We start from the raw sequence: 22,099 nt of genomic DNA on the forward strand, positions 1-22,099 counted from the left end.
GGAGCCTTTTTTGTGCCCGCCTTGCAGGATTAGGCATATCACTCAGAGGAATAGTCATGGTCGACTGCGCCCTGCCCAGCGAAAATGGTCCGCTGTATCCCACCCGTCTCTTGCGAGGTTCAACATGATCAAAGCCATCGGTTACGCCGCCCAAACGTCAACCGCTCCCCTTGCGCCCATGAACTTCGAACGCCGCACCCCACGAGCCGACGACGTCGCCATCGAAGTGCTGTTTTGTGGCGTCTGTCACTCCGATATCCACCAGGCCCGCAACGAATGGGGTTTTGCCTCCTATCCACTGATGCCCGGCCATGAAATCGTCGGCAAGGTCACCTCAGTCGGTGCTGACGTCAACCGCTACAAGGTCGGCGATATGGTCGGCGTCGGCTGTCTGGTGGACTCCTGCCGTCATTGCGAAGCCTGCGAATCCAACCTCGAGCAATACTGCGTTGAAGGCCCGACCCAAACCTACGCCTCGAAAGACCGCATCGACGGCACCCTGACCATGGGCGGATACTCCAGCAGCATCGTGGTCAGCGAACGCTTCGTGCTGAGCATTCCGGCAACACTGGATCTTGCCAGCGCTGCGCCGATCCTTTGCGCCGGGATCACCACCTACTCGCCGCTGAAGCATTTCGGGGTGAAAAAAGGCGATAAAGTCGGTGTACTCGGCATGGGCGGTTTGGGCCACATGGGCATCAAGTTCGCCAAAGCCATGGGCGCAGAAGTGACCTTGTTCACCCGTTCCGAAGCCAAGGCCGAAGAAGCCCGTCGTCAAGGCGCGGACCACGTGATCGTGTCCACCGACGCCAAGCAAATGAAGGCTGCGGCAGGCCGTTTCAACTTCCTGCTGGACACCATTCCGGTGCAGCACGACCTCAACCCCTACCTGCAAACCCTGACCTTTGATGGCGTGCATATTCTGGTAGGTCTGATCGAACACATGGAACCACCGGTGCATGCGTTCAACCTGGTGGCCAAGCGTCGGGTGATCGCCGGCTCGATGATTGGCGGTCTGGTGGAAACCCAGGAAGTGCTGGATTTCTGTGCCGAGCACAGCATCACCTGCGACATCGAAATGCTCGACATCCGCAACATCAACGAAGCCTTTGAACGCGTGGTCAAAGGCGACGTGAAGTACCGTTTCGTGATCGATATGGCGACCTTGAAGGCCTGATCAGGCTTTCGAACCCAACTCGGCCGAGAGTCGCGCTGCAGCCTGTTTGATCAGCGGGATCAACTCGGCCATCTTCCCCAAAGGCATATACGGCACGGTACTGGCAATGCTGATGCCGGCGACGATAGCGTTGCCGGCATCCCGTACCGGCGCGGCCACGCAACGAATCGACGGTTCGTTGTCCTCCAGATCGAACGCGTAACCACCCGCCAGATAATCACGCATCCGTTGCAGAAATTGCTCCCATGACTGTTCGGGATGCTGCGGCCACAACGCCGATTTGCCGTCCACGGGTCGGCTTACTTCATACAGACGCAACCACTCTTCCTGCGTGCAATCGATGATCAGCGCCTTGCCGATCCCGGTGCGCGCCAAGGGCATCCGATGGCCAACTCGCGAGCGCATTTCCGGGCCGTTGCGCCCCGGATTTTTATGCAGGTACAACACCTCATCACCTTCACGAATCGCCAGATGCACGGTGTCACCGGTCAGCACCGACAGCTCGTCAAGGTACGGGCGCGCCAGCATCGCCAGCGGCACTTCCTCGCGGGCCTGAAAGCCCAGTTCGATCAGCTTCGGCCCCAATAGATAACCGACCTGTGGCAGCACCCGCAGGTAACGCTCCTCCACCAGGCAACTGACCAGCCGGTGGGTGGTGCTGCGGGTGGTGCCGATGATCCGCGCAATCTCCTTCAGATCGCGCGCGCCACTGGCCACCGCCTGCACCACGCCCAGACCGCGCAGAAGCGTCTGCGTACCTGTCGGTGGCGCATCTTTGCTGACGGTGTTCGCCGGTTCGTTTATATCGTGGTGCATGGCACGCCTTATTCCATCAAAAAGCTGGCGGCATTATCGTCGCCAGCGAAGTGCGGTTACAACTCGATGCGTTCCACCTTGCCCACCAGCAAGATGTAGGACAGCGCCCCCAGCAACGCCAGCACGGCGATGTAGGTAATGGCCGGGGCGAAGGAATCGCCTGACACCAGATAACCAATCACCATCGGTGTAGCAATCGCCGCCAGGTTGCCGATGAAGTTAAAGGTGCCGCCGGTCAGGCCCAGTAGACGTGCCGGGGCCAGGGTCGAGACCAAGGACCAGGTGATCGAGGCCAGGCCGTTGCCGAAGAACGCCAGGGCTAGAAACGCGATTACCAGCGGCGTCGATTCAACAAAGTTGGCGCCGATGATCGAGGTGGAAATCAACAGCCCGCCAATGATCGGCAACTTGCGCGCAAAGCCCACGCTATGCCCGCGACGGATCAGCCAGTCGGAGAAAAAACCCGAGCACAACACCCCGACGAAGGCCGCCAGAAAAGGTAGCGATGCCAGCAAGCCGGACTTAATGAAGTCCATGCCGCGGTACTTCACCAAGTAGGTCGGGAACCAGGTGAGGAAGAACCACAACGTAGAGTTCAGGCAAAACTGGCCCAGATAGATCCCCCACAGCTTGCGTTTGCTGAGCACGATGCCAAGGTCCGGCCAGCTGAAACCGCGCGTTGACTTCTCGTTGTTGGCCTGGATATCCACCAGCCCGCCGCCTGCTTGAATCAAGTCGATTTCCGCCTGATTCACCCCCTTGAAGTCACGCGGCTCGCGATACACACAAAACCAGATCAGCGCCCAGATCACCCCTACGGCGCCGGTGCAGACAAACACCATGTGCCAGCCGAAGCTCACCTGCAACCAGGCCAGCACCGGGGTCAGAAACGCCAGACCAACGAACTGCCCCGAGGTGTAGAAACCGATCGCCGTCGCCCGTTCACGCTCGGGAAACCAACTGGTCACCACTCGGCTGTTGATCGGGTACGCCGGCGCTTCCAGCGCGCCCACGGCCATGCGCAAAACGAACAAGGCAACGAAGCTGCCGGCGAAGCCCAGGCAGACGGTCGCCAGTGACCACAGCAGCAGTGCGACGGTATACAGAATGCGTGGCGGCACCCGGTCCACCAGCCAGCCACCAGGGATTTGCATCGCAGCATAGGTCCAGCCAAAGGCCGAGAAAATCAGCCCGACGTGGATCGGATCAATGCCCAGCTCGGTGGTCAGTGCCGGTGCGGCGATCGACAGGTTGCTGCGATCGAGGTAGTTGATGACCACGGTGATGAACAACAGCACCATGATGAAAAAACGCTTGCGACTGGGCGTCACCAGCGATGCTTTTCCAGTGAAGGATTGCGGCTGCATGGGGGGTGCCTCGTTTTTATGGTTATTGAGGACGTATTTGAGTGAGCGGATGAACTGTAGGAGCGGGCTTGCCCGCGATTGGGTCTGATGCGGTGGTCTGCCTGGTAAACCGCTATCGCGGGCAAGCCCGCTCCTACGAATTAACTGTCCAACTTACCACTCGGCAAAACTGCCGTCGGCGTGGCGCCAGATCGGGTTGCGCCAGCGGTGGCCGATGGCGGCGCGCTCCTTGACGTATTCCTCGTTGATCTCGATGCCCAGGCCCGGACCGTTAGGGATCTTCACCATGCCCTTGTCGTAATCGAACACGTTCGGGTTCTTGATGTAGTCCAGCAGGTCGTTGCTTTCGTTGTAGTGGATGCCCAGGCTTTGCTCCTGGATGAACGCGTTGTAGCACACCGCATCCAGTTGCAGGCACGCCGCCAGGGCGATCGGTCCCAGCGGGCAATGCAGCGCCAGCGCCACGTCGTAGGCCTCGGCCATGTTGGCGATTTTGCGGGTTTCGGTGATGCCACCGGCGTGCGACGCATCCGGCTGGATGATGTCGACGTAGCCTTCGCTCAGCACACGCTTGAAGTCCCAGCGCGAGAACAACCGCTCACCCAGGGCAATCGGCGTGCTGGTCAGCGGCGCCAGCTCCTTCAGCGCTTCGTAGTTCTCGCTGAGCACCGGCTCTTCGATGAACATCAGCTTGAATTGATCCAGCTCCTTCATCAGCACCTTGGCCATCGGCTTGTGCACCCGGCCGTGGAAGTCGACGCCGATGCCGACGTTCGGCCCCACCGCATCACGCACGGCTGCGACGTTGGCCAGCGCCAGCTCGACCTTGTCGAAGGTGTCGAGGAATTGCAGCTCTTCGGTGCCGTTCATTTTCACCGCAGTGAAACCACGCTCCACCGCTTCCTTGGCCGCGCGCGCAGTGTCCGCCGGACGGTCGCCACCGATCCACGAGTAAACGCGAATCTTGTCGCGCACCTGACCACCGAGTAAATCGCTGACCGACACACCGAGGTGCTTGCCCTTGATGTCCCACAGCGCCTGGTCGATACCGGCCAGGGCGCTCATGTGGATCGCCCCGCCGCGATAGAAACCGCCCCGGTAGAGCACGGTCCAGATGTCTTCGATGTTGCGTGGGTCTTTACCGATCAAGTAGTCGGAGAGTTCTTCGACGGCAGCCGCCACGGTATGCGCGCGACCTTCGACCACCGGTTCGCCCCAGCCAGTCACGCCCTGGTCGGTTTCGACCTTGAGGAAACACCAGCGTGGCGGGACGATAAAGGTCGTGAGTTTGGTGATTTTCATCTGTGCATTCTCTTATTGGGTGCGATGCCCGCAGGCATCGATCAGATCAATTCAGGGCGTTCCACGCCGAGACGTAGGCCTTGGCCCGTTCGGCCACGTCTGCCGCGCTCATGCCCGGTTTGAACAAGCCAGAGCCGAGACCGAAACCGGAGACGCCGGCGTCGAAAAATACCTGCATGTTGTCCGGCGTAATCCCGCCCACCGGGAGCAACAGCGTGCCCGCCGGCAAGACTGCGAGGAACGCCTTGACCACCGCCGGGCCGATTTGCTCGGCCGGGAACAGCTTGAGCACGTCAGCACCTTCCGCCAGCGCAGCGAAGGCTTCAGTCGGCGTCGCCACACCCGGTGACAGGAACATCCCGGCCGCCTTGGCAGCGCGCAGGACCTTGGGATCGCTATGCGGCATGACGATCACCTGACCGCCCGCCTCTTTCACCAGATTGACTTGCTCCGGGGTCAGCACCGTCCCGGCGCCGATCAAACAGTCGGCCGGCAGCGTCTCGCGCAGGATGCGGATGCTGTCGTATGGCTGGGGCGAATTGAGCGGTACTTCGATGACCCGAAAACCCGCCTGATACAACACCTCGCCGATAGCCGCAGCTTCTTCCGGGCGCAGGCCGCGAAGAATGGCGATCAAGCCGTTTTTAGCCAGTGCTTGTTTAAGCATGTCAAACCTCTGCAAAAGTCGAGTTGAGCAAATTGGCCTGTACCGCCAATTGCCACAAACCGCGTTCGGTGGCCTGTTCGGCGACGCTGACCTGGGCAAAGCCACAGGCCGCTAGCGCACGGCAATAGCGAGCGCACAGGTGCGCGTTGCCAATCAGGATGATAGGAGGAAGCTGTTCGCCGGCGGGCTGACGTTGCCGTTGCAAGGCCGTCAGTGCCGCCAATTCGTGACCGATCAATAGACCGGACAGGTAATCAGATTGTGCCCGAGGGCCAAGCTGCCCGGTCAGGCCGAGGGTTCGGCAACTGAAAATAGTCGACAACGGCCCAGCCGCGCCGTCGGCAGACAACGCGACAGCGACGCCACGATCAAACGCCTCGGCATCAAAGGTTTCGCTGAACTGCAGGGTGCGGCCGAGGATGGTGTGGGCACTGAGCGCGGCGTACACCTCGCCGGTCATGAACGTATCGAAATGGACGATGCAGCCCTCGGCCACCTGCACCCATTTCGAATGGCTGCCCGGCAGGCCGATCAACAGCGATTGCTGCGGTGTTTCAGCGCCAAGGGTGGCCAGAATGCCCAGCACCTGGGTTTCTTCGCCACGCATCACATTCGGCAGCACTGAACGCTGGAGCACGCCCGGCACGATGTGCACGTCGACCCCACGCAGACTGCGCACCACTTGCAGCGCGGCGCTGAGCCCGGCGACGTCAGCCGGTGTCTCGCGGTACACCGCCTCGCACCAGCCCTGCGCGCTGCCGACCATGCCACAGGCGATCACCGGCAGCCCTGGCTGTGCGTCGAGCCAGTCACCGCAAGCCTCGTCGAACGCCAGTTCGAAGCCATCGCTGCACATCACCCCGGCAATCAGCCGTGGCGTGGTGGGCAACTGCATGATCCCGCTGCTGAGTGAGCGTTGTTGCAGCACCTGGCCGTTTTCGCCAAGTCGGTAGGCACGAAGAGAGGTGGTCCCCCAATCGAGCGCGATCAATTGCGCTTGCATCGTTTCACCCAGGTTCTTTTTATAAGAGGTTGAACAGGCGTTGACTATAAACCCGAAATCAGGGATATCTCAATATGTAAATTACTATCCCATATAGTGGGATATATAAACCGATAGCCCGCCCGCCGCTGGCATGATTTGGCCCAGGCCTCACCCACCGGCATGGACGACAGCGATGAGATCATTTCAAGTGCTCTACAGTGTTCGGGGGCTGTTTGCCTTGGCGTTTGTGGTTCACCACTCGCATGTTTTGCACAGCGTGACCGAACTGGCGTTTTTCAAGAGCGTGCATTATCTGGTGCTGCTGTTCTTCGCCTACAGTGGCTTCGTGCTGTGCCCGCGCTACGCCAACGCCCTGACCTGCACTCAACAGCTGCGACAGTTCATGATCAGCCGTACCTGCCGGGTGTACCCGTTGCACCTGTTGATGCTGCTGGTGTTTGTCGGCTTCGAGGCCGTGAAGCTGATCCTCGAACGTCGCGGGATCATGCTGAATAACGCCAGCTTCAGCGGCGATCGGGCGCCGGGCGAGATCCTGCCCAACCTGCTGTTGATTCAGGCCTGGTGGCCCGGCGCCAACCCGCTGTCGTTCAACTACCCGTCGTGGTATGTCAGCGTCGAGTATTACGTCTACCTGCTGTTCGGCCTGATCGCCCTCGCCTTGCCCGCCCAGGCCAACAAAGTGTTCATCGTCATCGCCGTGTGTGCCCTGCTGGCGCTGGCTCTGGGCGGCTCGCCATTGAGCGATAACGTTTTGCGCGGCGTGGGCTGTTTCTTTGCCGGTGGTGTGACCTATCGGCTCTATGAGCGCCTGCAAGGCCTGCGCCTAGGCTTCTGGCTCGGCAGCGTGCTGGAGGTGCTGGTGCTGGCACTGGTGTATGGCGTTATGCGCTATAGCGCACAGGACGCCCTATTGAGTGTGCTGTTCTGCGTGGCTATCGGGATATTTGCCTTCGAGGCCGGCGTGGTGTCGCGGCTGCTGCGCAAGCGTGCGTTTGTCTGGCTGGGCAAGCGCTGGTTCTCGATCTATATGACCCACGCCGCGGTGCTGTTCGTGACGATGATTGGCGTGATGATCGTGGGCAAGGCGACCGGGCTGCCGCTGATGGTGGATGTTTCCGGCGTTCGCACGATCAGCCTGGGCAGTGCGCTGTTCGATAACCTGTTGGTCGCCGCTGAGATAGTCGTGGTTTTAGCTGTTTCAATGTTCACATACCGTTATGTCGAACGGCCGGGGGTTGCGCTGGGCAGGAGGTGGAACTCATTCATGCCTGAAACAACCTCCCTGTAGGCGCTGCCGAAGGACCGCATTCCGGGCATAAAAAAGCCCGCGTCTCGGAAGGAGAAGCGGGCTTTCGAGTACGACCAGCGAATTAACGCTCTAGCAGTATCCGCAGCATGCGACGCAGCGGTTCGGCCGCGCCCCACAGCAGTTGGTCGCCGACGGTGAAGGCGCCCAGGTATTGCGAACCCATGTTCAGCTTGCGCAGACGACCGACAGGAATGTTCAGCGTGCCGGTCACCGAGGTTGGGCTCAGCTCGTGCATGCTGGCTTCACGATGGTTCGGCACCAGTTTCACCCAAGGGTTGTGCTGGCTGATCATGCCTTCGATATCGGCAATCGGTACGTCTTTGTTCAGCTTGATGGTCAGCGCCTGGCTGTGGCAACGCATGGCGCCGATGCGCACGCAAATGCCATCCACCGGAATTGCGCTCTTGAAGCGACCGAGAATCTTGTTGGTCTCGGCCTGGCCTTTCCACTCCTCGCGGCTTTGGCCGTTGGGCAATTCCTTGTCGATCCACGGGATCAGGCTGCCGGCCAATGGCACACCGAAGTTCTCGGTCGGGTAGCTTTCGCTGCGCATGGCCTCAGCGACCTTGCGGTCGATGTCGAGGATCGCGCTGGCCGGGTTGGCCAGTTCTTCCGCGACAGCGGCGTGGGTAGCGCCCATTTGCTTGATCAGCTCACGCATGTTCTGCGCGCCAGCACCGGAAGCGGCCTGATACGTCATGACGTTCATCCACTCCACCAGACCGGCTTCGAACAAGCCGCCCAGGCCCATCAGCATCAGGCTGACGGTGCAGTTGCCACCGATGTAGTTCTTGGTCCCGGCATCGAGCTGCTGGTCGATGACCTTGCGGTTCACCGGGTCCAGCACGATCACTGCGTCATCCTGCATGCGCAGGGACGAAGCGGCGTCGATCCAGTAACCCTGCCAACCGGCTTCACGCAGTTTCGGGAACACCTCGTTGGTGTAGTCGCCACCCTGGCAGGTCAGCACCACATCGAGGGTCTTGAGATCCTCAATGTTGTATGCATCCTTCAGGGGCGCGGTGTCCTTACCGATAGCCGGACCCTGGCCACCCACGTTGGACGTGGTGAAGAATACCGGCTCGATAAGATCAAAATCCTGCTCTTCCAGCATCCGCTGCATGAGCACGGAACCGACCATACCGCGCCAACCGATCAGACCTACACGTTTCATCGCAACTACACCCTATACAAAAAGTGGGACCGTTATCTCCAAAAGGAATGAGACAACGGGCCCGAGAGATTACAGATTCCGCAGCGCTGCGACTACTGCGTCGCCCATTTCTTGTGTACCGACTTTGGCATGACCTGCCGACCAGATGTCGCCGGTACGCAAACCTTGATCCAGCACCAGGCTCACGGCCTGTTCAATGGCGTCTGCGGCAACGGTCAGGTTGAAGCTGTAACGCAGCATCATCGACACCGACAGAATAGTCGCCAACGGGTTGGCAATGCCTTGACCGGCGATGTCCGGGGCCGAACCGTGGCAAGGCTCGTACATGCCCTTGTTCGCGGTATCCAGCGACGCCGACGGCAGCATGCCAATGGAGCCGGTGAGCATCGACGCCTGGTCAGACAGGATGTCGCCGAACATGTTGTCGGTAACGATCACGTCGAACTGCTTCGGTGTCCGCACCAGTTGCATGGCGGCGTTGTCGACGTACATGTGGCTCAGTTCGACGTCCGGGTAATCCTTGGACACTTCGATGACCACTTCACGCCACAGTTGGCTGGAGGCCAGCACGTTGGCCTTGTCCACCGAGCACAGCTTCTTGCCACGCACGCGCGCCATGTCGAAACCGACACGGGCAATACGGCGAATTTCGCTTTCGCTGTACGGCAGTGTGTCGTAGGCCTGGCGTTCGCCATTATCCAACACCCGAGTACCGCGTGGCGCACCGAAGTAAATGCCGCCGGTCAGTTCGCGCACGATCAGGATGTCCAGACCGGAAACGATCTCGGGCTTCAGGCTCGACGCCTCGGCCAGCTGCGGGTAGAGAATCGCCGGACGCAAGTTGCCAAAAAGACCCAGCTGCGAACGAATTTTCAGCAGACCGCGCTCAGGACGGATGTCACGCTCGATGGCGTCCCATTTCGGGCCGCCCACCGCGCCGAGCAGCACGGCGTCAGCGGCACGGGCGCGCTCCAGCGTCTCATCAGCCAGCGGTACGCCATGCTTGTCGATGGCCGCGCCGCCGATCAGGTCGTGGCTCAGTTCGAAGTCCAGGTGGTACTTCTCGTTGGCCAGTTCCAGCACCTTGACCGCTTCGGCCATGATTTCCGGACCGATACCGTCACCTGGGAGAATCAGGATCTGCTTGCTCATAACACCCTCGTTTCTGTTTATGCGGTTACTTGCAGGAGCTGCCGTAGGCTGCGATGCGGTTTATATGACACACCGCAATCGCAGCCTCCGGCAGCTCCTACAGGGTAAATCGTGTTACGCGTCGCGAAACAACCACGGCTGGCTGGCGCGGTGTTTGGCTTCGAAGCTGCCAATCGCATCGCGGTCCATTAAGGTCAGGCCGATGTCGTCGAGACCGTTGAGCAGGCAGTGTTTGCGGAACTCGTCGACGTCGAACGACAGCACCTTGCCGTCGGGACGGGTCACGGTCTGCGCCGCCAGATCGACACTCAACTGATAGCCAGGGTTGGCCTCGGTTTGCTTGAACAACTCATCGACTTCAGCGTCGCTGAGGATAATCGGCAACAGGCCGTTCTTGAAGCTGTTGTTGAAGAAGATGTCGGCGTAGCTCGGCGCGATCACCGCGCAGAAACCGTACTCTTCCAGCGCCCATGGGGCGTGTTCACGGCTGGAACCACAACCGAAGTTCTCACGGGCCAGCAACACACTGGCGCCTTGATAACGCTCGTGGTTGAGCACGAAGTCCTTGTTCAGCGGACGCTTGGAGTTGTCCTGGTACGGCTGACCCACGTCCAGGTAACGCCACTCGTCGAACAGGTTCGGGCCGAAACCGGTGCGCTTAATCGACTTCAAAAATTGCTTGGGAATGATCTGATCGGTGTCAACGTTGGCACGATCCAAAGGAGCGACAAGGCCGGTGTGCTGGGTAAATGCTTTCATGCTGGGCTCCTTAGTGTTGGATCATGTCACGGACGTCAACGAATCGACCGTTGACCGCTGCCGCAGCCGCCATCGCCGGGCTGACCAGGTGCGTACGACCACCGGCACCTTGACGACCTTCGAAGTTACGGTTGGAGGTGGACGCGCAATGCTCGCCACTCTCCAAACGGTCCGGGTTCATCGCCAGGCACATGGAGCAGCCTGGTTCGCGCCATTCAAAACCGGCTTCGATGAAGATTTTGTCCAACCCTTCTTTTTCCGCCTGCGCCTTCACCAGACCCGAGCCCGGCACCACGATCGCCTGCTTGATCGTCGAGGCGACTTTACGGCCCTTGGCGATATCCGCCGCCGCACGCAAATCTTCGATACGCGAGTTGGTGCAGGAACCGATGAACACGCGGTCCAACTGGATATCGGTGATTGCCTGATTGGCTTTCAAGCCCATGTACTTGAGCGCGCGCTCAATCGAGCCACGCTTGACCAGATCAGCTTCCTTAGCCGGGTCCGGCACATTTTGATCAACCGCCAACACCATTTCCGGGGATGTGCCCCAGCTGACTTGCGGCTTGATCTGGGTAGCGTCGAGCTTGACCACGGTATCGAACACCGCGTCGGCATCGGACACCAGGTCTTTCCAGGCTTCGACCGCCAACTCCCATTCCGCGCCCTTCGGTGCGAATGGACGACCCTTGACGTAGGCAACGGTCTTCTCATCGGTGGCCACCATGCCGACGCGCGCGCCCGCTTCGATGGACATGTTGCAGATGGTCATGCGGCCTTCGACCGACAGATCGCGAATCGCGCTGCCAGCGAATTCAATGGCGTGACCGTTACCGCCAGCGGTGCCGATCTTGCCAATCACCGCGAGCACGATGTCTTTCGCGGTGACGCCGAACGGCAGTTTGCCTTCGACCGACACCAGCATGTTCTTCATTTTCTTGGCGACCAGGCACTGGGTAGCGAGCACGTGCTCGACTTCCGACGTACCAATGCCATGGGCCAACGCACCGAAGGCACCGTGGGTCGAGGTGTGCGAATCGCCGCAGACCACGCTCATGCCGGGCAAGGTCGCGCCCTGCTCGGGGCCGATCACGTGAACGATGCCCTGACGCGGGTCATTCATCTTGAATTCGGTGATGCCGTATTCGTCGCAGTTGTCATCCAGGGTCTGCACTTGCAGACGCGAGACCTGATCGACAATGGCTTCGATGCCGCCCTTGCGCTCCGGGGTGGTCGGTACGTTATGGTCTGGGGTCGCGATATTGGCATCGATCCGCCATGGCTTGCGCTTGGCCAGACGCAGGCCTTCAAAGGCTTGTGGCGAGGTCACTTCGTGAATGATGTGACGGTCGATGTAGATCAGCGCCGACCCATCGTCGCGCTGTTTCACCACGTGCGAATCCCAAAGCTTGTCGTAGAGCGTTTTGCCGGCCATCAGACGTTTCCTCATCAGCGTGTTTCTATGCCGGTTAGCGATGCCCCGGTTTTGCACCCGGTTAGCTCGATAACCTCTCGGCTTGTGAGGTGAATCCTATGAGTTATGATTAAATAACTCAAATTCATAATTTTTATGCTTTGGATAACCGACTGGAATACCACAATGGATTTGGCCAACCTCAACGCATTTATCGCGATTGCCGAGACCGGTAGCTTCTCTGCGGCCGCCGAACGGCTGCACTTGACCCAACCCGCAGTCAGCAAACGAATCGCCGGGCTGGAGCAGCAACTGGCGGTCAGATTATTCGACCGTTTGGGCCGTGAAGTCAGCCTGACCGAGGCTGGCCGGGCCTTGCTGCCCAGGGCTTACCAGATTCTCAGCGTGCTGGATGACACCCGGCGCGCGCTGGTCAACCTCACCGGCGAGGTCAGTGGACGGCTGACGCTGGCCACCAGTCACCACATTGGCCTGCACCGCCTGCCCCCGCTATTAAGGGAGTACACGCGACGCTACCCACAGGTTGCGCTGGATATTCAGTTCCTCGATTCGGAAGTGGCCTACGACGAAATTCTCCACGGCCGCGCCGAACTGGCGGTGATCACCCTCGCCCCGCAGCCTCACACGCTGGTCAAGGCCGTGCTGGTCTGGGATGACCCACTGGATTTCGTCGCGGCCCCGGAACATCCGCTGGTCAATAGCGGCGCCGTCAATCTCACCGATATTGCGCGTTATCCGGCGGTATTTCCCGGCGAAAACACCTTTACCCACCACATTGTCAGCCGCCTGTGCGAAGCCCAGGGCCTCAAGCCAAACATCGCCATGAGCACTAACTATATGGAAACCATCAAAATGATGGTGTCCATTGGCCTTGCCTGGAGCGTACTGCCGCGCACCATGCTCGATGAGCAAGTCACCCGCATCCCATTGCCGGGCATTCAGCTGACACGCCAGCTAGGTTACATCGTGCACACCGAACGCACCCTGTCCAACGCCGCCCGCGCTTTCATGAGCTTGCTCGATGCACAGATAATTCAGCACTGACTGTCCTCGGAAGTGCTAAAAAGGTTCCCTGAGCACCCATTCATTCGAGGCTTGTGGAGCGATGCAGAAAACCGCTGACAGACCGCCGTTACTTGCCCTGCGACCGGCCGCCGATTTGAGCGGATCTGAGCAGCGCTTTGCGACGCTGTACAACCTGTGCCCCAACGTTGTGCTGCTGACCCGGCTGGAAGACGGTCTGATCTGCGAAGCCAACCGCTATTTCGAAAGCCTGTTGGGCTGGCCGATAGAGGAAGTGCTCGGGCGTACTACGGTGGAAATCGGCCTGTGGACCGACCCGACGCAGCGCGAGCAAGTGCTGGACCTGATCAAGGGCGATCCCAAGCCGGTCAGCCTCGAAGTCCAGTTGAACGCCAACTGCGGCCGCGCCCACGACGGCATTCTCTGCGCGCAAAAAATCGAGCTGGAAGGCTGCGCCTACATCCTCAGCACCTTTCTCGACAACACCGAACACAAACGCGCCGAGCAGGCGCTCAAGGAAAGCCAGGAGCGGCTCGATCTGGCACTGGACTCGGCGCAACTTGGCACCTGGGACTGGCACATTCCTTCCGGCATGCTCTACGGCTCGGCCCGGGCCGCACAACTGCACGGCATGCAACCGGAACCCTTCCATGAATCTTTCGACGCTTTTTTCGAGGGTGTACTGGGCGAAGAACGCGACAACATGCGCCAGGCTTACCGCAGCCTGCGCGAAGGCCCCGAAGGCAATTACCAGGTCACCTACCGCATCCAGCTGGAAAACGGCACCTCGCGCTTCCTCGAAAGCCGCGCCCGCCTCTACCGCGACGCCAACGGCGAGCCGCTGCGCATGGCCGGCACCTTGCTCGACATCACCGAGCAGGTCGAGCGCGAACAACGCCTGATCAGCTCCGAGGAGAAATTCGCCAGCCTGTTCCAGGCCAGCCCCGACCCCGTGTGCGTGACCCACTTCGAAACCGGTCAGTTTATCGAGATCAACCCCAGCTTCACCCAGACCTTCGGCTGGCTGGCCGAGGACATCATCGGTTGCAACGCCGATGACATTCACTTCTGGGCCGACACCCAACAACGGGATGAGCGCGAAGAAAAGATCACCGCCGAGAAAGGCTTCGACGGCCACGAGGTCTATTTGCAGAACAAGGCCGGCGAACAACTGACCTGCGTCATCTCCAGCCGCCTGATCGTGGTCGACGAGCAACCTTGCCTGGTCAGCACCCTGCGCGACATCACCCAGCAACAACGCGCCGAAGCCGCGCTCAAGGCCAGCGAGGAAAAGTTTGCCAAGGCCTTTCACTCCAGCCCCGACGCCATCACCATCACCGAGCGCGATTCGGGTCGCTACCTGGAGGTCAACGACGGCTTCTGCCGCCTGACCGGTTATACCAGCGACGAGGTATTGGGCAAGACGGTCTACGAAATCGGCATCTGGGCCGACACCAAACAGCGCGACGTGATCATCAGTGACCTGCAGGAAAACGGTCGGGTCCACCACCGAGAGCTGCTGGGGCGGCACAAGGACGGAAAAATCATCACAGTGGATGTCTCGGTCGAGCCCATCACCCTCAATGAGACCGACTGCCTGCTGTTGACCGCGCGGGATGTCAGCCAGTTGAAAAACGCCCAGGCGCAGATCCAGCACCTGGCGTATCACGACCCACTGACCGACCTGCCCAACCGCGCCCTGCTGATGGATCGCCTGAGTCAACAGATCGCCCTGCTCAAGCGGCACAACTTGCGCGGCGCGTTACTGTTTCTCGACCTCGACCACTTCAAACACATCAACGACTCCCTCGGTCATCCGGTGGGCGACAGCGTGCTGAAGATCATCACTGCCCGCCTCGAAGCCAGCGTGCGCATGGAAGACACCGTGGCCCGTCTCGGCGGCGATGAGTTCGTCGTATTGATCAGCGGCCTGGAAGGCTCGCGCGCCGAGGTCACGCATCAGGTCCGCAGCCTGGCCGACACCCTGCGCGAACTGCTGGCCGAGCCGATGTTCCTCGACGGTCAACGCCTGCAAGTAACCCCGAGTATCGGCGTGGCGCTGATTCCCGACCACGGCTCGACCCCGACCGACTTGCTCAAGCGCGCCGACATCGCCCTCTACCGAGCCAAGGATTCCGGACGCAATACCACCCAGTTATTTCACAACACCATGCAAAAGGCTGCCAGCGAACGCCTACGCCTGGAAAACGATCTGCGCCTGGCCCTGGTCCGTGGCGAATTCAGCCTGCATTACCAGCCACAGGTGGACGCACGGGATGATCGTATTGTCGGTGCCGAGGCACTGCTGCGCTGGCAACACCCGCAAGTTGGCGCGCTGGCACCGAGTCAGTTCATCCAGATTCTGGAAGAAAGCGGAATGATTCTGGAGGTCGGCAGCTGGATTCTCGACGAAGCCTGCAAAGTCGGCGGCCAGTTACTGCATGACGGCTTGATCGACCCCGACGACTTCAACATGTGCGTCAACATCAGCCCCCGGCAATTTCGCCAGAACGACTTCGTCGAGCGTGTCGAACGCAGCCTGCACACGCACCACCTGCCGGCGCGCCTGTTGAAGCTGGAAATCACCGAAGGCATCGTGATCCAGAACCTCGACGACACCATCGCCAAGATGCGTCGCCTGAAAAAAATGGGCATCAGCTTTGCCATGGACGATTTCGGCACCGGCTATTCGTCGCTGACCTACCTGAAAAGACTGCCGGTGGACGCGCTGAAGATCGACCAATCCTTCGTCCGCGACGCCACCACCGACCCCAACGACGCCGAAATCATCCGCGCCATCGTGGCCATGGCCTACAGCCTGAACCTCTCGGTACTGGCCGAAGGCGTGGAAAAACCTGAGCAACTGCGTTTTCTTCAACAGTTGGACTGCCATTTGTATCAGGGGTATTTGTTCAGCGAGCCATTGCCGTTGGAGGCGTTTGTGCAGTTGTTGAGGCAGGAGAAAGAGGATTGAGGCAGAGCAAAAAGGGTATCCCAAGATCAAAACTGTAGGAGCGGGCTTGCCCGCGATGGCGTCCTGCCTGCCACACCGCGTCGTTCCATTCGCAGGCAAGCCTGCTCCCACAGGATTTGTGTAATCCGCCACCCTGCGCCAGACGCCGACCTACCGTAATTGGCCTACGCCGCTTCGCTCTGACGCAGGCCCAGCAAGTGACCGATGCGGTCGCAATCTGTCTCACGACGCAATTCATTGAACAGCAAGGTCGCTTCCGGATAGCTCTTGGTCAGCAATGCCAACCATTGCTTCAAGCGACCCGGTGCCTGGACCAGGGTCATTTTGTCCAGCGCCATCTGCCAGAACACCTGCAGCATCGGTTGCAGTTCGGCCCAGGTCATTTCCACGACTTCTTCCCCCGCCTCGGCCGCCGCGATTTGTCGCGCCAGGTCGGGACGGGCCACCAGGCCACGGCCGATCATGATGTCGCGCGCGCCGCAGATTTCCTTGCAGCGGCGCCAGTCGTCGACGGTCCAGATCTCGCCGTTGGCCACCACCGGCACCTTGACCACTTCCTGAATTCGCGCAATCCATTCCCAATGGGCTGGCGGCTTGTAGCCGTCGACCTTGGTCCGCGCGTGCACCACAATCTGCTCGGCCCCGCCGTCAGCCAGCGCACGTGCGCAATCGAGCGCGCCCTCCGGGCTTTCGTAGCCCAGGCGCATCTTCGCCGTCACCGGAATGTGCGCCGGAACGCCACGCCGCACCTGCTCGACAATCCGATGCAGCAGTTCAGGCTCTTTGAGCAGGATCGCACCGCCTCGCGAGCGGTTGACAGTCTTGGCCGGGCAGCCAAAGTTCAGGTCCATCACCGGCGCACCCAGTTCGCAGGCGAACGCCGCATTCTCGGCCAGGCACACCGGGTCGGAACCCAGCAGTTGCACGCGCAACGGCACGCCGGCGTCGGTTTTCGCGCCCTGGTGCAGTTCCGAGGCGTACTTGTAGAAATAGTGCGCCGGAATCAACCGCTCGGACACCCGGATGAATTCGGTCACACACCAGTCGATGCCGCCAACCTGAGTCAGCACATCGCGCAGGATGTCGTCGACCAACCCCTCCATGGGCGCCAAGGCAATTTGCATGGGTCACACTCGAAAAAAAGTCCGGCAGTTTACTGGGGTACTGCCGGATTGGGAACGCTTATGCGCTGTTTGGCATCACGCCGGCTGGCTGTGCAGCGCCGGGCCATAGCCTTCGATGAACTCGACGGGCATGCGCTTGGGCTTGCCGGTGGACAGTTCGATGCAGCAGAAAGTGGTCTGCGCGCGCAGCAGGGTCAGGCCGTCGCTGGGGCGTTTGATTTGAAAGCGGCGCGTCATCTTCAGGCGCTGGCCAGGTAATCGATCTCGTTGCGCACCACCGCCATGGCGCGGTCGATGCGCCGATATTCGGTCAGGTCCAGGCCGAGCTGCTGCGAATGCCGCCAGGCGCAGCGCTCGAGCCAGGTAACATAGACCGCGTTGTTGGCGTGCCCCAGTCCATCGATATCGTCCGCCGTGACGATCAGGTCCATCACAAATGGCGTTGCCAGATCCCAGCTCATGCTCGCTCCTTCATGGAAGTCGTTTCGCGAGCAGTGTAACCAAATATCAGGCTGATTGGCGCCGCGCGTGCTCACTCCCGGCGAGCAACGCCAACACCCCGTCGATCAGCTTCGGATCGGCCAGCACGCGCTGATGGCCGCCCTCTTTGAGGCGCAGCAGACGACTGTCGAACCACGCCTCGTGAATCAGCTCCGACTCGCTGAACGGCACCATGGTGTCGTCTTCGGCGTGGACGATCAGCCCTGGCATGTTCAACTCGTAACGACTGACGTCCAGCGCCGAGGCGGCCATGCCGACTTTTTCCTCGAACTGACGAATAAACGAAGAGCGCGCCAGCGGCGGTAACCCCACCATCCGGGCAAAGCCCCGTAGCACGCCGATGATCCGGCTGGGCGCGGCAATACTGACCAGGGTCTCGCACCGCAGACCCATTTGCGTCGCCAGCAGTGCGCTGGCGCCGCCCATGGAATGACCGATAACCGCCCGCAGCGGCGGCAGCTCGGCTGAGGCTTCCAGCAGCGCTCTGGCAAACAGCACCACGTGCGCTTCATGGCCCGGCGAACGACCGTGGCCGGGGCCATCCAGCGCCACAACGCTGTAGCCGGCCGCCACCAACGCGTCGATCAGGCTGGCGAATTGCGTCGGCCGCCCTTCCCAGCCGTGCATCAACAGCACGGTCGGGCCCGAGCCCCAGCGCAGCGCCGACAAACCGAAACGCAAGGTAACGCGCTCAGCACGCCCCAGCAGCGGCAATTCCCACTCACGGGGTGGCAGAGTACGCGGCGTGGTGAACACCAGACGCATTTTTGCCGCCACGGTGCTGGGTGCTATCCGACCCAGCGTGCCATTGACACCGCGAACCCAGCCTAAACTGCTCATCGCTTATCTCCTGCCAGCCTGAATGGCCGGGTGCAAAGGGTGTATTCAGTCAACGCACCGCTCTTTTTGCGGCACGCAACACACGGTCGGACAAATCGCTCGGGCCCAAGGCTCTCGCCAGCGCCAGGCCGCCGAGCATTAGCGCCAGATCAGCCAGGGCGATATCGGCCTCCTCCGGGCTGGCGGACAACTGTGCGGTCATCAGTTCGATGTGTTCGGCCAATGCCTCACGAAACGGTTCTGGCAGGCGCGACAACTCGCCCACCGTGGACGGTATCGGGCAGGCCTGGATTTCAACGTCGCGGTGCTTGCGTGACAGGTAGAACGCTGCCAGTAGGGCGCGGCGCTCCTGGCCCGGCAGCTCGGTGCCGAGGTCCTCCAACGCCTGACGACGGCGCGTCAGCAGCGCCTTGAAGGCTTCGAGCATTAAGGCGTCTTTGCTGTCGAAGTGTGCGTAGAAGCCGCCGACAGTCAGCCCGGCAGCGCCCATCACGTCATTGACGCTGGGTTCGACTGGCCCACGGGCGATTAATGCGGAACTGGCGGCCTGGAGAATCCGTTCGCGGGTTAACGCTTTTTTGTCGTTCATGACAGTCTCCCAATATTATGGGAATAATATTATCCTCACAATAAGGATACGCAAGCGAAAGTTTGCGCCGCTAGTCAGGACTTAGATCCGTAGCAGTTCGGCTTGCCGGCGATGGCGGCTGTACGATTGGCTGACGCTGTTTCTTCGGGAGCTTGGGTTGGTGTTTATATCCATTGTTTGTGTGGGCCTTTTAGTATGGTTCCGCCCTTACGGCGGCTCACTTTTTGCAAACAGCCGGAATGCCGGACCACCCAAAAGTAAGCAAAAGGTCCTTGCCCCGCCATACGGGTCCTCGCTTAGGCTCGGACTGTCCTCACTCCGGTCCTGTTCCGGGGGCGCGCCGCGACCCGCCATCCCTGGCGGGGGTCGCGGCTTGCTCGACATCCATGTCGAGCATCCCCCGGAACAGGACCGGCGTTCGGCCTGCTGGGAACGGGGCGATAGTGGGTTTCGTCAGCTGGATCGTAAAGATCAAGATCAAGATCAAGAACGCTGCACACATCCCCCAGTCCGGCTTGCCGGAGATGGCGCTGGTGAAATCGCTGACGCCGGCAAGCCGGGCTGCGGAGGCAGCAAGGTAGTTGGGGGTTTGATCAGAAGGGTATGAGACAGGAAGGAAAAATCAGTACGCCAAAAAAACAAAAGGGCCATTCAATAATTGAATGACCCTTGGTCCCGTAGAACGGGTAATCGTGGCGTCCCCTAGGGGACTCGAACCCCTGTTACCGCCGTGAAAGGGCGGTGTCCTAGGCCACTAGACGAAGGGGACGCAAACCTTCTGTACAACGTGATCAGGCTGAGTCTGATCGGTTCAGGTCTGTGTGGCCAGACTTTGAACTGTACTAAATTGGTGGAGCTAAACGGGATCGAACCGTTGACCTCTTGCATGCCATGCAAGCGCTCTCCCAGCTGAGCTATAGCCCCAGATTTATCGCCTCGCGGCGGAGCAACCTGTTAAAGCGTTACTTCTTGAAACTGGCGTCCCCTAGGGGACTCGAACCCCTGTTACCGCCGTGAAAGGGCGGTGTCCTAGGCCACTAGACGAAGGGGACACAAACCTTCTAGACAACGTGATCGGGCTTAACCTGATCAATTCAAGGCCAGTGTGGCCAGACCTTGAACTCTACAATTTGGTGGAGCTAAACGGGATCGAACCGTTGACCTCTTGCATGCCATGCAAGCGCTCTCCCAGCTGAGCTATAGCCCCACATCAGTGGACGGGGCGCATGTTAAGGCCGAGTGACTAAGCTGTCAAATTTATTTTCGACTTTTTTTAAACTTTTTCGTCGGCATAACAATCACTTACCGTCCAACCCCCGTAAATTCGGGGGTTGGATGGCTACTGTGCGCCCTCTAATGAGGACACACAATGGCCATCAATCCATCTACCTTCCGTTTCAGCCAATCGCGCCCAGCAGCTTTTCCCATTCCTTGTTTTCTTTCTTCGACACGCCACCGAGCAGGTCGAGGGCCTGGCGCAGGCGGAAGCGGGTCAGGTCCGGGCCGAGGATTTCCATCGCATCGGTCACTGACACCGAGCTGGCGTGCCCGGTGATCGAGGCGAACATCAGCGGCATGGCATCACGCAGCTTCAGTTCCAGGTGTTCCACCACGGCCTGGATGCTGGCGGTGATGGTGTCTTTCTCCCACTGACGCAGGCCTTCGAGCTTCCACAGGATCAATTGCATTACCTGCCGCACTTGATCCGGCGACAGCTTTTTGCTTTCGAACAGTTTGACGTCCGGGTTCACCCCACCGGCGAAGAAGAAGCTGGCCAGCGGTGCGACCTGGCTGAAGGTTTCGACACGCCCTTGAACGTGGGGCGCGATCTTCATCATGTACTCAGGGTTCAGTGCCCAGGTCTGCAGGCGGCTGGCGAACTCGTTCACCGGCAGCTCACGCAGCCATTGGCCGTTGAGCCACGACAGTTTCTCGATGTCGAAAATCGGCCCACCGAGAGAGACGCGGGAAAGGTCGAAGTTGTCGACCATTTCCTGCAGCGAGAACTTCTCGCGCTCGTCCGGCATCGACCAGCCCATGCGCCCCAGGTAGTTGAGCATGGCTTCCGGCATGAAGCCCATGCGCTCGTAGAAGGTCACCGACGTCGGGTTCTTGCGCTTGGACAGCTTGCTCTTGTCCGGGTTACGCAGCAGCGGCATGTAGCACAGCGCCGGTTTTTCCCAGCCGAAGTATTCGTAGAGCAGGATCAGTTTCGGTGCCGAGGGTAGCCACTCTTCGCCGCGCAGCACGTGGGTGATGCCCATCAGGTGGTCATCGACCACGTTGGCCAGGAAGTAGGTCGGCAGGCCGTCGGTCTTCATCAACACTTGCATGTCCATGCGATCCCACGGGATCTCGACCTCGCCACGCAGCATGTCTGGCACCACGCAGACGCCTTCGCTTGGCACTTTCATGCGGATCACGTGGGGCTCGCCGGCAGCCAGGCGACGCGCGACTTCTTCTTTCGACAGCAATAGCGCGCGGCCATCGTAGCGCGGGGTTTCGCCGTTGGCCATTTGCTCGGCGCGCATCTGGTCCAGCTCTTCGGCAGTGCAGAAGCACGGGAAGGCGTGGCCCATGTCCACCAGTTGCTTGACGTATTGCTGGTAGATCTCGCCCCGCTCGCTCTGCCGGTACGGGCCATGCGGGCCGCCAACATCCGGGCCTTCGCTCCACTCGATACCCAGCCAGCGCAGAGAATCGAAAATCTGCTGTTCCGACTCACGGGTCGAACGCAGTTGATCGGTGTCTTCGATACGCAAGATGAACTCGCCGCCGTGTTGCTTGGCAAAGCAGTAGTTGAACAAAGCGATGTACGCCGTGCCAACGTGAGGGTCGCCAGTCGGCGATGGCGCGATTCGGGTGCGAACGGTGGTCATGGAAG

The 22,099-nt window shown here is 60.2% G+C and carries 16 protein-coding genes, 4 tRNA genes and 2 pseudogenes; 4 read left to right on the forward strand and 18 right to left on the reverse strand.

Features of this window, described 5'->3' with window-relative positions; genetic code table 11:
- The first annotated feature begins 124 nt into the window (after positions 1 to 124).
- Entirely contained in the window at positions 125 to 1,177 is a 1,053-nt protein-coding gene (locus tag ACF0H7_RS18915; protein ID WP_397448422.1) for an NAD(P)-dependent alcohol dehydrogenase, read from the forward strand.
- Here ACF0H7_RS18915 and ACF0H7_RS18920 read toward each other — a convergent pair whose 3' ends face one another.
- From ACF0H7_RS18920 to ACF0H7_RS18940, 5 genes are all read right to left on the reverse strand, one after another.
- Positions 1,178 to 1,981 (reverse strand): IclR family transcriptional regulator, encoded by an 804-nt coding sequence (locus ACF0H7_RS18920; protein WP_397453946.1) that lies wholly within the window; start codon positions 1,979 to 1,981, stop codon positions 1,178 to 1,180.
- 68 nt (positions 1,982 to 2,049) lie between these two features.
- Positions 2,050 to 3,360 carry an MFS transporter gene (locus ACF0H7_RS18925; RefSeq protein ID WP_397448423.1) on the reverse strand — a complete coding sequence of 437 codons (1,311 nt, stop codon included), beginning with the start codon at positions 3,358 to 3,360 and terminating at the stop codon, positions 2,050 to 2,052.
- 153 nt (positions 3,361 to 3,513) lie between these two features.
- Positions 3,514 to 4,662, reverse strand: a complete 1,149-nt coding sequence (gene dgoD, locus ACF0H7_RS18930; protein ID WP_397448424.1) for a galactonate dehydratase — start codon at positions 4,660 to 4,662, stop codon at positions 3,514 to 3,516.
- A gap of 46 nt (positions 4,663 to 4,708) precedes the next feature.
- The gene (locus ACF0H7_RS18935; RefSeq protein ID WP_397448425.1) at positions 4,709 to 5,329 is read right to left on the reverse strand and encodes a 2-dehydro-3-deoxy-6-phosphogalactonate aldolase; all 621 of its coding nucleotides are present in this window, start codon (positions 5,327 to 5,329) and stop codon (positions 4,709 to 4,711) included.
- Position 5,330: 1 nt separating this feature from the next.
- Entirely contained in the window at positions 5,331 to 6,332 is a 1,002-nt protein-coding gene (locus tag ACF0H7_RS18940) for a 2-dehydro-3-deoxygalactonokinase (RefSeq protein ID WP_397448426.1), read from the reverse strand.
- Between the two features lie 175 nt (positions 6,333 to 6,507).
- On the opposite strand from ACF0H7_RS18940, the gene ACF0H7_RS18945 reads away from it, so the two are divergent.
- Complete coding sequence (locus ACF0H7_RS18945; RefSeq protein ID WP_397448427.1) at positions 6,508 to 7,623, forward strand: acyltransferase family protein; 1,116 nt, start codon at positions 6,508 to 6,510, stop codon at positions 7,621 to 7,623.
- An 82-nt stretch (positions 7,624 to 7,705) separates the two neighbouring features.
- On the opposite strand, the gene asd is transcribed toward ACF0H7_RS18945, so the two are convergent.
- From asd to leuC, 4 genes are all read right to left on the reverse strand, one after another.
- Positions 7,706 to 8,818: an aspartate-semialdehyde dehydrogenase gene (gene asd / locus ACF0H7_RS18950; RefSeq protein WP_397448428.1), complete on the reverse strand. Its 1,113-nt coding sequence runs from the start codon at positions 8,816 to 8,818 to the stop codon at positions 7,706 to 7,708.
- Between the two features lie 69 nt (positions 8,819 to 8,887).
- On the reverse strand, positions 8,888 to 9,970 hold the full coding sequence (gene leuB, locus ACF0H7_RS18955) for a 3-isopropylmalate dehydrogenase (RefSeq protein ID WP_397448429.1): 1,083 nt from the start codon (positions 9,968 to 9,970) through the stop codon (positions 8,888 to 8,890).
- A gap of 114 nt (positions 9,971 to 10,084) precedes the next feature.
- Positions 10,085 to 10,729 carry a 3-isopropylmalate dehydratase small subunit gene (gene leuD / locus ACF0H7_RS18960; protein WP_397448430.1) on the reverse strand — a complete coding sequence of 215 codons (645 nt, stop codon included), beginning with the start codon at positions 10,727 to 10,729 and terminating at the stop codon, positions 10,085 to 10,087.
- 10 nt (positions 10,730 to 10,739) lie between these two features.
- Positions 10,740 to 12,164 carry a 3-isopropylmalate dehydratase large subunit gene (gene leuC, locus ACF0H7_RS18965; RefSeq protein ID WP_397448431.1) on the reverse strand — a complete coding sequence of 475 codons (1,425 nt, stop codon included), beginning with the start codon at positions 12,162 to 12,164 and terminating at the stop codon, positions 10,740 to 10,742.
- Positions 12,165 to 12,329: 165 nt separating this feature from the next.
- On the opposite strand from leuC, the gene ACF0H7_RS18970 reads away from it, so the two are divergent.
- Together ACF0H7_RS18970 and ACF0H7_RS18975 are read left to right on the forward strand one after the other, a co-directional pair.
- Positions 12,330 to 13,208 carry a LysR family transcriptional regulator gene (locus tag ACF0H7_RS18970; protein ID WP_397448432.1) on the forward strand — a complete coding sequence of 293 codons (879 nt, stop codon included), beginning with the start codon at positions 12,330 to 12,332 and terminating at the stop codon, positions 13,206 to 13,208.
- A 115-nt stretch (positions 13,209 to 13,323) separates the two neighbouring features.
- Positions 13,324 to 16,161: pseudogene (locus ACF0H7_RS18975) on the forward strand (EAL domain-containing protein); the annotation flags it as partial.
- A 164-nt stretch (positions 16,162 to 16,325) separates the two neighbouring features.
- Here the strand turns inward: ACF0H7_RS18975 and ACF0H7_RS18980 are convergent.
- From ACF0H7_RS18980 to gltX, 9 genes and pseudogenes are all read right to left on the reverse strand, one after another.
- Complete coding sequence (locus ACF0H7_RS18980) at positions 16,326 to 17,285, reverse strand: tRNA dihydrouridine synthase (RefSeq protein ID WP_397448433.1); 960 nt, start codon at positions 17,283 to 17,285, stop codon at positions 16,326 to 16,328.
- Positions 17,286 to 17,360: 75 nt separating this feature from the next.
- A pseudogene (locus ACF0H7_RS18985) lies at positions 17,361 to 17,746 on the reverse strand (acyl-CoA thioesterase).
- A 46-nt stretch (positions 17,747 to 17,792) separates the two neighbouring features.
- A complete protein-coding gene (locus ACF0H7_RS18990; protein ID WP_397448434.1) occupies positions 17,793 to 18,626 on the reverse strand; it encodes an alpha/beta fold hydrolase in 834 nt (277 codons plus the stop codon).
- Positions 18,627 to 18,675: 49 nt separating this feature from the next.
- Positions 18,676 to 19,215, reverse strand: a complete 540-nt coding sequence (locus ACF0H7_RS18995) for a TetR/AcrR family transcriptional regulator (protein ID WP_397448435.1) — start codon at positions 19,213 to 19,215, stop codon at positions 18,676 to 18,678.
- 693 nt (positions 19,216 to 19,908) lie between these two features.
- A tRNA-Glu gene (locus ACF0H7_RS19000) sits at positions 19,909 to 19,984 on the reverse strand.
- A 79-nt stretch (positions 19,985 to 20,063) separates the two neighbouring features.
- Positions 20,064 to 20,139 (reverse strand) — tRNA-Ala (locus ACF0H7_RS19005).
- A gap of 52 nt (positions 20,140 to 20,191) precedes the next feature.
- Positions 20,192 to 20,267, reverse strand: a tRNA-Glu gene (locus tag ACF0H7_RS19010).
- A gap of 79 nt (positions 20,268 to 20,346) precedes the next feature.
- A tRNA-Ala gene (locus tag ACF0H7_RS19015) sits at positions 20,347 to 20,422 on the reverse strand.
- 190 nt (positions 20,423 to 20,612) lie between these two features.
- A complete protein-coding gene (gene gltX, locus ACF0H7_RS19020) occupies positions 20,613 to 22,094 on the reverse strand; it encodes a glutamate--tRNA ligase (protein WP_397448436.1) in 1,482 nt (493 codons plus the stop codon).
- Positions 22,095 to 22,099 lie beyond the last annotated feature (5 nt).

This window comes from Pseudomonas sp. NA-150, assembly GCF_044336365.1.
Taxonomy (GTDB): domain Bacteria; phylum Pseudomonadota; class Gammaproteobacteria; order Pseudomonadales; family Pseudomonadaceae; genus Aquipseudomonas.